General features: G+C 58.6%; 10 protein-coding genes. 4 read left to right on the plus strand and 6 right to left on the minus strand.

Annotated elements, in window-relative coordinates; translation table 11 throughout:
• Positions 1-22: 22 nt before the first annotated feature.
• Entirely contained in the window at positions 23-1,069 is a 1,047-nt protein-coding gene (locus ACFSKT_RS22410) for a LacI family DNA-binding transcriptional regulator (protein ID WP_377776348.1), read from the minus strand.
• 634 nt (positions 1,070-1,703) lie between these two features.
• Between ACFSKT_RS22410 and ACFSKT_RS22415 the strand changes: the two genes are divergently transcribed.
• Complete coding sequence (locus tag ACFSKT_RS22415; protein ID WP_377717579.1) at positions 1,704-3,527, plus strand: galactose-binding domain-containing protein; 1,824 nt, start codon at positions 1,704-1,706, stop codon at positions 3,525-3,527.
• A 96-nt stretch (positions 3,528-3,623) separates the two neighbouring features.
• Here ACFSKT_RS22415 and ACFSKT_RS22420 read toward each other — a convergent pair whose 3' ends face one another.
• Positions 3,624-4,217, minus strand: a complete 594-nt coding sequence (locus ACFSKT_RS22420) for a TetR family transcriptional regulator C-terminal domain-containing protein (protein ID WP_377717580.1) — start codon at positions 4,215-4,217, stop codon at positions 3,624-3,626.
• Positions 4,218-4,414: 197 nt separating this feature from the next.
• Between ACFSKT_RS22420 and ACFSKT_RS22425 the strand changes: the two genes are divergently transcribed.
• Complete coding sequence (locus tag ACFSKT_RS22425) at positions 4,415-5,179, plus strand: MBL fold metallo-hydrolase (protein ID WP_377717581.1); 765 nt, start codon at positions 4,415-4,417, stop codon at positions 5,177-5,179.
• A gap of 13 nt (positions 5,180-5,192) precedes the next feature.
• Here ACFSKT_RS22425 and ACFSKT_RS22430 read toward each other — a convergent pair whose 3' ends face one another.
• Together ACFSKT_RS22430 and ACFSKT_RS22435 are read right to left on the minus strand one after the other, a co-directional pair.
• A complete protein-coding gene (locus ACFSKT_RS22430) occupies positions 5,193-5,828 on the minus strand; it encodes an HAD hydrolase-like protein (RefSeq protein ID WP_377717880.1) in 636 nt (211 codons plus the stop codon).
• A gap of 246 nt (positions 5,829-6,074) precedes the next feature.
• Positions 6,075-6,446, minus strand: a complete 372-nt coding sequence (locus ACFSKT_RS22435) for a hypothetical protein (protein WP_377776349.1) — start codon at positions 6,444-6,446, stop codon at positions 6,075-6,077.
• Positions 6,447-7,009: 563 nt separating this feature from the next.
• Between ACFSKT_RS22435 and ACFSKT_RS22440 the strand changes: the two genes are divergently transcribed.
• Together ACFSKT_RS22440 and ACFSKT_RS22445 are read left to right on the plus strand one after the other, a co-directional pair.
• Positions 7,010-8,044 carry a YheC/YheD family endospore coat-associated protein gene (locus tag ACFSKT_RS22440; RefSeq protein ID WP_377717582.1) on the plus strand — a complete coding sequence of 345 codons (1,035 nt, stop codon included), beginning with the start codon at positions 7,010-7,012 and terminating at the stop codon, positions 8,042-8,044.
• Between the two features lie 210 nt (positions 8,045-8,254).
• Positions 8,255-8,716 carry an SRPBCC family protein gene (locus ACFSKT_RS22445; RefSeq protein WP_377717583.1) on the plus strand — a complete coding sequence of 154 codons (462 nt, stop codon included), beginning with the start codon at positions 8,255-8,257 and terminating at the stop codon, positions 8,714-8,716.
• A gap of 46 nt (positions 8,717-8,762) precedes the next feature.
• Here ACFSKT_RS22445 and ACFSKT_RS22450 read toward each other — a convergent pair whose 3' ends face one another.
• Entirely contained in the window at positions 8,763-9,995 is a 1,233-nt protein-coding gene (locus ACFSKT_RS22450; RefSeq protein ID WP_377717584.1) for an MFS transporter, read from the minus strand.
• A 423-nt stretch (positions 9,996-10,418) separates the two neighbouring features.
• Positions 10,419-11,705, minus strand: a complete 1,287-nt coding sequence (locus ACFSKT_RS22455) for a glycoside hydrolase 5 family protein (RefSeq protein ID WP_377717585.1) — start codon at positions 11,703-11,705, stop codon at positions 10,419-10,421.
• Between the last annotated feature and the right edge of the window lie 14 nt (positions 11,706-11,719).

Genomic DNA, 11,719 nt, shown 5'->3' on the forward strand with positions numbered 1-11,719 from the left:
GCTTTGTTATTAGTCCAATGCGTTACCCCTTATATTCGCTTACCGAAGCGCGTTCGACCAGCTCGGTCGACAGCAGCACGTGCTCGGCGGTCGCTTCCGGTTCGTTGATCCGGCGCAGGATGAGCTGCGCCGCGCGGCTGCCGATGACCGACTTCGGCACGCGAACCGTCGTCAGCTTCGGATGCATGATCTCGGTCAGCGTCAGATCGTCGAAGCCGACGACCGAGACGTCCGCCGGGCAGTGAATGCCGCCCTCCGCCAGGAAGCGCAGCGCCTCGAAGGCGGTCAGGTCGTTCGCGCAGAACAACCCCGTCACCGGCCGCTCTCCCGAAGCCTGCGCCCTCAGATCGGCCGCAAACTCCGGCGAGACGTACATGCCGGTGCCGCTTACCCCGACGCCGGCGATGAATTCGTACGTCACTTCCTTGCCGGTCCGGCGGGTATAATCGCGGATCGCCTCGATGAAGCCGCGATTGCGCTCCCGGAAGCTCCAAGATGTATGCTCGTCGCCGACGAAGGCGACTCTGCGGTGTCCGGCCTCAAGCAAGTACGTCGTCGCTTGGTAGGCGCCGAGGAAATTGTTGGCCAGCACGTGGTCGATCGACGGGTCGAGCAAATTCGCGTCGACCATCATGAACGGGAAGGCGTTCGCCTTGAGCGAGTTGATGTAGCTGTCGGGCAGATGGCCCATGACGATCGCCCCGTCCACTTTGCGCTCGTGGATGCTCGAGGGGAGCCCGTCCTTCGGGGAGAGCGAAATATCGATGCTGGATAGAATCATGCTGAAGTTATGATTCTGCAGCTCGTTCTCGATGCCATGGAGCACCTTGCCCCAATACTCCATATCGTCCAGGTAAGCTCTTGGCATGAGCACCGCCAGATTGCCGGTTTTCGCCGCCGGTATCGTTTTCCGGGACATTTTGAAGCGGTAGCCCATCTCCTCCGCCGTCTTCCAGATCGTTTCCTTCGTCCCGTCGTTGACGGCCGGATCGTTGGACAGCGCCTTCGAGACGAGCGCCTTCGAGACTTGCAAATGATCCGCGATCATCTGCAGCGTTACTTTCTTCACGGCTTTCGATCCCCCTTGATGTTGCATGTATAAAATAAGCATAATGGTTAGTTCAACAAATTTCAACTATCGATGGACATATTAGCCCAATTAATAGACAAACAAGCGTTTTGCTCGCCGTCTTCCGTTCTATCCGTACCGAGCGTCACCTTGTTGTGTGCCCTCTTGTTTGTTCGCCCCGGTGAGCGTTAACTTCGAATCCCATTCTGTTATGCTCCTGCCCGTCTTATCTGTTATCTACCGATCCATCCTCATGGAGTCTCCGGTTCTTCCCAGGTACGCTTCTCGTTTCCGATGACAGGAAGATTTAAATAAATTCAACTTTTATGACTGTATTGCATTTTTGTTTATTTAATTTTATTATATCGTTGAATCAAAGTGAAATGCCTGTTGTTGCCTGCGGACGTCGCATCGATCATGAAATCCAAGACGTTGGATAAGCGCGGAACTTATCCATGCTTGGATTCAAACAAATGAAAGCACTTACATCAAAATGAGGGAGGTGAGGCCCAAAGACCACCTGTTCGCTGACGGCAAGACGGCTTGATTCGCGTTGTAGTTCGGTTTCGCCCGGACGGCCTGCTGCAATCATCCGGCCCTTCGGCCCATCTCATTCCTTTAGGAGGTTAGATTCATGACGTTCAACACCCGCACATTATGGCTTGCTGTCTTGTCGGCGCTGCTTCTGCTCGCTTGCGCCGCCGCGTTCGCAGCCGCCCCCGCCAAGGCGGCCACGGTCAATCTCGCCCTCGGCAAATCCGTTACCGTCTCCTCCACGGAGAATGCCCAATACGGCGGCGCCAATGCCGTGGACGGCAGCACCGCCACCCGCTGGTCGTCGGCCGCGAGCGATCAGCAGTACATCATCGTCGACCTCGGCGCGTCCCGCTCGATCTCGAGCGTCGTTCTGAAGTGGGAAGCCGCGTACGCCAAGGGCTTCCAAATCCAGACTTCGGGCGATAATACGACCTGGACGACCGTGTACTCCAACTACAACGGCACCGGCGGCACGAATACGATTACATTCAACGCCAATGCCCGTTATGTCAAGATGTACGCGTTCCAGCGCGCGACCGCTTATGGTTACTCCCTGTACGAATTCGAGATTTACGGCGAGGACGGCGCCGGCTCGGGCGGCGGCAACCTCGCGCTCGGCAAGCCGGTGAGCGTATCCACGACCGAGGACGCGACCAAGGCCGCTTCCTATGCGGTGGATGGCAGCACGGCAACGCGTTGGAGCTCGTCCTACGCCGATCAGCAGTACATCACCGTCGATCTCGGCTCGCAGCAGGCTGTAGCCAAGGTCGTCCTGCGCTGGGAGCTGGCTTACGCAAAGCAGTTCCAGGTGCAGACCTCCACGGATAATATCACCTGGACGACCGTTTACTCTAATTACAACGGCACCGGCGGCGTCAATTCCATCACCTTCTCGCCCGTTACGGCCCGCTACGTGAAGGTCTATCTCATCCAACGCGCGACGACTTACGGCTTCTCTCTCTATGAGCTTGAAGCGTATGCCAGCGCAAGCGGCGGTACCGGCGGCGTCGCGGCGGTCAAGCAGCGCGTGCTGGATTATTTGTACGGCATATCCGGCAACCATACCATCGTCGGCATTGAGAACAAGAACGCCGGCACCCCGACGAGCGACAGCAATACGATCGCTTCGATCACGGGTAGGACGCCTTCCTTGTGGGGCGGCGATTTCGGGTTCGGGAGCCAGGCCGTGAATAACCGCTGGAACATGATCAACGAAGCGAAGAACCAGTTCAACAAAGGCGCGCTCGTCACGCTTATGTACCATCCTTGCGCGCCTACGCGCGACGAATACTGCTCGTGGGACGACATCGGGGCCGGCAATGCCGCCAAGCTGACCTCCACTCAATTCACCCAGCTCACGACGCCGGGGACGAGTTTGTACAATGCCTGGATCGGTCGTCTCGACACGCTGGCGACCTACCTGCAGGATCTGGAGAACAACAACGTCGTCGTGCTGTTCCGTCCGTTCCACGAGATGAATCAATGCGTCTTCTGGTGGGCGTGCCACAAGGGCGCGAACGGGACCGCGAAGCTGTATCAGATTACGCACGACTACCTCGCCAATACCAAGGGGCTCGAGAACCTGATCTGGGTGTGGAACGTGCAGGACTTCTCGAATCTGAGCACGGAGATCGACGCCTACAACCCGGGGGCCGCTTATTTCGACATCGCCTCGCTCGACGTGTACAACACCGGCTACACCCAGAACAACTACAACACGATGCTCCGGGTATCGGCCGGCAAGCCGATCGCGATCGGCGAATGCCAGTTCATGCCGTCCGCCTCGCTGCTCGCCAGCCAGAATAAGTGGATTTACGCCATGCTCTGGCCCGACTTCATCGAAGAGAACCGCAGTACGCTGCCGGGCATCTACAGCGCCTCCAACGTGCTGACGCTGGACGAAATGCCAGGCTGGAATTAGCGCGACATAACGGAATTTAGCCAAGAAGCCCGCCATCCTCGCAGGATGACGGGCTTCTTCTTTCGCGGCTGCCTGCTTGTCCTTCCTCCAACCTGCCTACTTCACGGCATAGCTGTCCAACAAGTGGCGAACCTGCCGCATCATGAACCCCACGTGTTTGGCGTCCCGGGTCAGCCCGCTCGCCATGACGCTGCCTTCGAGGGCGGATACGATAAAGGACGCCATCGATTCCGCATCCAGCTCGCTGCGGAGTTCGCCGTTCGCAATCCCCTCATCCAAGATCCGCCGGACAAGTCCGACCATCACCTCATACGCGGTCAACGCTTTATCGCGCAGCTCGGGGAACGTATCGTCGCTCTCGACCGCCGCGTTGAGCAGCGGACAGCCGCCCTTGAGCGGAGGATTGTGAACCGGGTCCGCGTGCACGCCGCAGATCGCCATGATTTTGTCCGTCGCGGACCGCGCCTCGCCGATGGCCTTCGTAAGTCGGTCCAGCAGCAGCTCGCCGGCGTATTCGAATGCTTCCAGCGCGATCTCGTCCTTGTTGGCGAAGCGCCGGTAGAGCCCGCCCTTCGTCAGTCCCGTCGTATCCATGATGTCTTGGATCGACGAAGCCGCATAACCCTTCTGATTGAAAAGCTCGGCCGCCTTCATTACGATTTGCCGCCGCGCCTGCTCGTCTTTGCGCATCCTTCACGCCTCCATGCTTCCTATATCGCTTTGGCGCTATTGTAACACCGATCCGGAGCCGCGTCACAACCCGATGTGGAACGGCATGGAAAATCAGGGTTGAATCGCCGCGAGAATTCGACTATGCTTATTCCGAACCGAACGGTTCGGTTCGGTTGCAGCGCAACCATTACCCCTATCTTGAGAGGAGCATTCGCATGAACGCATTCCGAATCGTCCGCATCCCCATCCTCCCCTTGCAGATGGTCAACGCCCACCTGCTGATCGGTCCGGACGGCTGTATTCTGGTCGATGCCGGCATACCCGGGTCCGAGAAGAAAATCGAATTGGCGCTCGCCCGCGAGCGGCTGACCTTCAAGGATATCAAGCTCATCGTGATCACGCATGCGCATATCGACCATGCCGGAAGCGCGGCGATCGTCCGCGAATGGTCGGGCGCGCCGATCGTCGCCCATGAAGGCGATGCGAAACATTTTGCGCAGGAAGAGACGATGACGTTCTGCCCGACCGGCTGGGTCGCCAGACTGTATATCAAGACGCCGGTCATGTTCAGGCCATATCGCGCCTTCGCGCCGGACATTCTGCTCCGCGGGCAAGAGACGATTGATCTGGGCCGATTCGGCATCGCGGGCCACGTCAAGCCGACCCCCGGGCATACGGCAGGCTCGGTGTCGATCGAATTGGATCGCCGGGAAGCCTTGGTCGGCGACTTGGTCGCCTCCGGCATTCTGCTCGGCGGCATCGTCCGGACCGGCCGCGCCGCGCGCCCGCCCTTCGAAGATGACCCGCATGCCGTTGCCCGCGAGCTCGATCGGCTCCTTGCCTCCGGCGTCGAAACCTTCCACATCGGGCACGGCGGTCCATTGAAGGCGGCCGAGGTCGAGCGTCACGTCCGCTCGCTCCTGCAGCTGCCGCCGGCACTCGAGCATAAGCGCTGCTGCGCAGCAGGACACTCGCATTAATTTTTATGCTTCTTTATAGGCCGCCTTCGAACCGATCGTCCAGCAGATACGCCCGGAGCTGCTCCGGCCGCTCGGCCACGAATGCCGGATTGCTCTGCCGAAGCAGCCCGCTCGAATCGTAGCCCCATGCGGCGCCGACGCTTACAATCCCCGCCCGATTGCCCGCGGCCAAGTCCCGGCGTTCATCGCCGACGTACAGCAGCCGCGCCCGGTCCATGCCGCTGGACTTGACGAACCGCATCAAGTCTCTCGACTTGGAGAACGGGTGCGCGGCGTAACGTTCGTAATCGAACAGCTCCATCCGGTTGTGCCGCAGGAACGCGCGCGACGCTTCCTTCCCGTTCGACGTTACGAATCCAAGCTTGTACCCGCGCGACTTCAATTCGGCCAGCAGCTCCGGCATGCCCGTAATGGCCGACAGCGCCGGCAAATCCGCCTGATACCGCCGCTTGATCGCCATCCCGACGAGCGGCATTCGGTGCAGCGGCACGCCCAGCAATCTGCAGCGCTCCCGGATAGACAGTCCGCCGAGCGACTCCGCTTCGTCCGGGGCAATCGGCCGGTAGCCCTTATCGCGCGCGATCTCATTATAGTACTTCACAGCCAGCGGTCTGGTCTGGACCAGCACGCCATTAAAATTAAACACCACGCACGTCAACGCCGCCCTCTCCCATCCTTGGAAAATAATCTCATGCCATCATACCAAATCGGATCGACCTCGGCTACGGCTCGCGCAAAACCCCGCCGTCGCGATGATGACCAGCCGCTTCGGTCGCTTCGTCCGGCGGGGTGACGCCGACCTGGCCGTCGTCCTCGTAGATGCTGCCTCGTCAGCAAAAGGGAGCTTCCCCAAAAGATCCTCCCGGATCTCATTGGACAGCTCCCGACTTTGCTTTTATGAAAATTTCTGAATAACAATCGATGCGCTAACTACCGGCGTCCCTCCGCCAATTGCCGCTTGCAAGGTCACGACGCCCATATTATCAATCCGGTTTAACGTCAGCACCCCGCCGGCCGTTAATTGAGCGACGACTTGGCCTTGATAAGGATTGTTACCTGCGCTTGAACCGTAATTGCTGCAAGGAACCAGAGCAGGAGGAAGCGGACCGGCAGCGTCGGGATCAAAGAACAATCCGAAAGCGGAGTTTCCCGGCGTAGGGAAGACTTCCCAGCTAATATGGTAGAACCCGCTCTCCAAAACATTAATCGTGGACGGTGCGGTGAAGGTTAGCGCGGTCGAGTTGATGACCCCGTCATTAAACGTCACGGCTCCTCCTTGACCGCCCGGCGCCGGCGCAGCGGCTATCGTCTGGGCAACCGTGCTGCACAGAAACGCAAATGATGCTACCGCGGCTGGGCCCGCAGGGCCGGCTGGACCGGCTGGGCCCGCAGGACCAGCTGGACCCACGGCACCGGCAGGGCCGGCAGGGCCTGCAGGACCGGCTGGACCCACGGCACCGGCAGGACCCACTGGACCGACGAGCCCTTGAGGACCGGCTGGACCGACTGGACCCGCAGGACCGGCTGGTCCCTGAGGACCGGCTGGCCCTTGTGGACCTTGCGGCCCCGGAGGCCCTGGAGGACCGACTAATTTACCCATATTCTGATTCACGCCCCTTAACATTTTTTCGTGAAGCGGCGGTCTCGAGGCACGCGGGCGTGCGAAGAACTTCCGCGCTGCCGATGCGGTCTCAAGGCCTTCGAATTACAGAATATTGTATTCCTTACGTGATCATTTTGTGTCCCTTGGCTGTATTGTTGTCTATACCATTCTATCTCTCCTACATATGCTATACTATGAGGCTTGTTAGTACATGACGGAGGCGAATCATGAACAACTTTAAAACCGGATTAGTGGGGATTATGGTGGCTAACTTGCAGCAAAGAAAGCGCGTACTAGGTCAATATCTCCGACACAATACGACGAATATGAAGCTATTCAGTTTCACTCCCTCCTCGATAGACTGGGAGAAGAAAACCGTAGTCGGACTACATCGTTCAAACGGAAAATGGGCCGTCCGCCGATTCCCTCTTCCCCATGTCGTGTATAACCGCTGTTACGGCACCAATCAGGAGATCATCGAACGACTGGAGGCGGTGATCGGAAGCGATAAATGCTTTAATCATCTCAATCAATTCAACAAACTCGACATCTACCAGCGATTAGGCAGATGGCTCGGCGGCCATTTACCGGAAACCGTCGCTTATGACCCTAATACTGCCGTGCAAATGCTGCTTAAGCATCATACGATCTATTTCAAACCCGTTTTTGGGCATCAGGGCAAGGGCGTTTATCGCGTAGACTTGAAGCCTGAAGGCGAAATCCACATTGGCCACCACTATTTCTCGCCACAAACCATCGTGAACGACGTCGGCGCATGGCAACAGAGCATGGAAGCACTTCTCGGCTCAACACCCTATATCATTCAACAGGGCGTCGATATATGTAAAATAAACGGTCAAACGTTCGATATACGGGCTCTCGTCCAAAGGAACGAGAGGGGCGCTTGGTCGGTTACGAATCTTGTGAGCCGGATTGCTTCTAGAGGCAGCTATAATACAAGCATCTACGAGAAGGCTTGTTTATCGCAAGAAGTCCTCAACCGGTTGTATCCGCTCGAAAACGTGAATGGAATAATTCGTTCCATTTATAATCTTAGTTTGCGCTCAGCCGAAATCATCGACACCGAAACCGACTATCATATGGGCGAGTTCAGCGTGGACATCGCGTTGGACGACAACGCCCATGCTTGGATCATCGAGCTCAACGGGAAGCCGCAGAAAGAGCTCTATCAGGGCATCCGCAAGCAAACCGCCGTGTACAAGCGCCCGATCCAATACGCGCAATATTTGTGCAGCCGCTAATCGGTTCCGGTTATCAGCATATGGGATATAGCTTGGCAAGGTTACGCGTCTATTTTCAACTCCGTCACGCGGCATCCGGTTACTCGCACGAACACCCCCGCCAGCACAGCCGGCGGGGGATTGGCATGCGCCCGCAATCATGCTCTTCCCCTCATGTTGTGTTAAGCTGTGGGAAGGACAAGCCCTACACGCCAAAGGAGGGAATATACAATGACCACTTTCAATTCCGATCTGGTCGTCAAAGCCGAGATGCTCATCCGAAAACCGGCCAGTCAAGTGTACGAAGCGTTCGTCGATCCGGCCGTGACGACGAAATTCTGGTTCACCAAAAGCAGCGGCAGACTGGAATCCGGGCAGCATGCGACATGGGAATGGGAAATGTACGGCGTCGCCGACCGCATCTACGTCGAGGCGCTCGAGGCGAACAAACGGATCCGGATTGTCTCCTCGGACGGCACCAAGGTCGAGTGGACCTTCACGGCTCGTGCCGAGGATCAGACGCATGTCGTCATTACGAACGCGGGATTCGCGGGCACCGGCGATGAGATCGTCAATCAGGCCATCGATTCCATGGGCGGCTATACGATGGTGCTGTGCGGACTGAAGGCGCTGCTGGAGCATAACATCGAACTCAACCTGGTGGCCGACAAAGCGCCGGATTTCCACGTCTAGATCGATATCGCTTCGTCCCCCGGGCAAGCAGCATGCGGCGCTCCCGTCAGGGGCGCTTCTCTGGTTGCCCGTTCCTTTTGGACCGAAGTAAATAAACGCTCAAACTTCCCCCTAACACGGTCATGACCGCTACACCCGCAAGGACGACGTCTTGTATCGCCCGCACCTCGGCCGCCGCTCCCATCGCGGTTGTCGCCGTCATGACGAGCAGCGCTTCGACGAAGCCGTTCACGCTCCCGACCCTTCCCATCCTCTCGACGGGAATATGGGTCTGATAGAATGTCGCATACCCCGTATTGGCGAAAGCAAGGAAGAACGCGAGGATGAAAAATCCGGCCGCCGCTCCCGTGAAGCCGGATGAGCACGCGTAGATGAAATATCCGGCGCATACGCCCGGCGTTCCCAGTCCGATCAAGCGGATCGCCGGCATCCGTGCCGCAAACAGCGCATTGACGCTTGCGCCGGCGATTATGCCCGCTCCGGCCACGCTGACCAACAGCCCGTAACCGCGTTCCGACAAGCCCAGAACGACCTTGGCGAATGCCGCTTCCAGCGAATCCACGGCCGACGCCATCACGACCATGACGCCGCCGAACAGCAGGATGACCGCCAGCACATGCTTCGACCGCGCGTAAAAGCGGATCACGTCGTGCCAATCCTGCCGGATCATCGCCCAGCTCATCCGCTCTTGCATGACGCCGCCCATATCGTCCTCCAGATTGGGCATGAACATGGTAAGAACGCCGGAGACGAGCAGCGCCGCCGCATTGATATATATCGACGTAGACGGCGAACCGGCCATGAACAGCAAGCCGGCGATCGCCGGACCGATCAGGAACGCGCCCGAGCCGATCAAGGCGTTGAGCGAATTGAACCGCTGCCGTCGGTCCGGCGGAATCAGCTTCGCGACATAAGCACCCGAAGCCGGACCGAAGACGGCGCCCGCCATATGAATGACGAATACCATCACATAGATATACCCGATCGCGCCATGCAGCGGGAGCATCGCGATCACCCCGGCGCGAAAGATATCCAGCGCAATCATCAGCGTCCGCTTATTCATGCGATCGATCAAGCTGCCCGACCAGGCGCCCGCGCACAGCGAAGCCAGCGTCCGGACGACGTACAGCCCGGATACGGCAAGCGCGGAGCCCGTCGTATGCAGCACGATCAGATTTAAAGCGATGAAATAGATCCACCCGCTGACGTTGGCGATACCGATGCCAAGCAGCAGGATCGCCGGGTATTTCCAGCTTTCGAATAAGCCTCTAGCACTCATGCAGGGCAGCTCCTTCCGCGATCGATTCATACGTAAAAACAAAAAAAATCCCACCCCCAAGACCAAGGTCTTGGGGGCGAGATCGATCGTCGCGGTGCCACCCCAATTTGCCGCTCCGTCGCCGGATTAGCCTCGTCAGGTACGGCATGACACGGCATGCGTATACCCCAGCTCTATAACGGGAGCTCCCGTCCCGCCATCCCCGGATCATTCCGGTTCCATCGGACTGCTCGGAGACTTGGTTCGATAAGGCGTTCTTTGCTCCTTTCCAGCTGCCGGAGCTCTCTGGCGAAAGACCGCGTTTATCTACTCTTCTCGTCATCGCGTTTGAGTCATCGTAGCAGATCGAAGGTTTGGTTGTAAATCCCATAAATTTCAAGAGAACTCTTCGATGTCCTTGCGTTCTACAGTCCGCTTGTTTATCTACTTAAACGGCACCGCATGAAACACGTCGGAATACGCCCCTTCCACGTTTGAGGCGTTCGCCGCTTTGATCCGGTAGTAGGCCGGCGCGGACTGGATGCGGGTCGGATCGGTCCACGGCATGGCGTGATCCGCCGGACGCTTGTCGTAGACGATCTGCCAGCTGTCCCCCTCGCCGGTAAGCGACTTCTCCACTGTGTAGCTGGCGGCGCCGACGACGCCGCGGAACGCGATGCGTCCGCACTCCGCGTCGACGATGATCGGCTTGCCCGGCACCGCCTCCTCCTTCACTTCGCGCCCGCTCATCGCGAAAGCATGCTCGCGCAGCGCCTTCACCCGCATGCGGACGTCGTCATTGACGCCCGTCCCGGGATAATGGACGGCGAACCCGTCGAAATGCTGCACATATCCGCCCCGGTCATGATGACCGAAGAGCGACCAGAACAGCGTTCCCGACACCGCCGCGTTCGACTCCGCCTCGCGCAGGAAGGCGGCCAGATCGCAGTTGGGCCAGCCGAATTCGCCCGCGATGTACACTTTGCCCGCCGCCTGGACGGCTTCGGAATCCTGCCGAAGCTCCGCCGCGTTGGCTGGATAATAGTGGACGTCGAGGATATCGAGCGCATCGACGGCCAGCTTGTCGACGTCCAGCTGGAACTGCTTGCCGTGCGCGACCAGATGGTTCGCATCGATGGCCTTCACATGGTTGCAGATTCGCTCAACCCAAGCCGGCGGCGCGTCATTGAGCTCGTTGCCCAGCTCCCACGCCATGATCGTCGGATCGTCCTTATAAGCGATGCCGGTATAGCTGTTCACCCGGTTCAGCAGCAGCGAGATGTACGCCTCGAAGTCCGCGATGACGTCTTCATCCGCATAGAACAGGTTCGGATCATCCAACCCGCGCCAAAGCGTAAAGGTGCGGCGTCCGCCGTGATAATAATGCCAATTGCAGACGAACGGAATGATGAGCTTAAGCCCTCTGCTGCCCGCTTCCTTGATGGCGTAGTCCACCCGGCGGAACGCTTCCTCGTTCGTCTCGCCAAGCGACGGCATCAGCGCCTTCTCGCAGCCGTGCGAAGCGCCGAGCGTATGCGAGCGGACGACCGTCGCGCCCATCTCGACGGCCGTATCGAGCGCGTTCGTCACCCGGAAGGGCGACGGCCAATCGACGCCGTCCACATTCTCGTCCAAGCCGAGCCAGTAGATATTCGGCCCCGCAAACCGGAACGGCTGCCCGCCGAGCATTAAGCGAGCGCCTTCCCGGGTTACAAATTCATTCTGCTCCATCGCCAGTTCCCGCC

The sequence above is a fragment of the Paenibacillus xanthanilyticus genome (genome assembly GCF_042682185.1).
Taxonomy (GTDB): domain Bacteria; phylum Bacillota; class Bacilli; order Paenibacillales; family Paenibacillaceae; genus Paenibacillus_Z; species Paenibacillus_Z xanthanilyticus.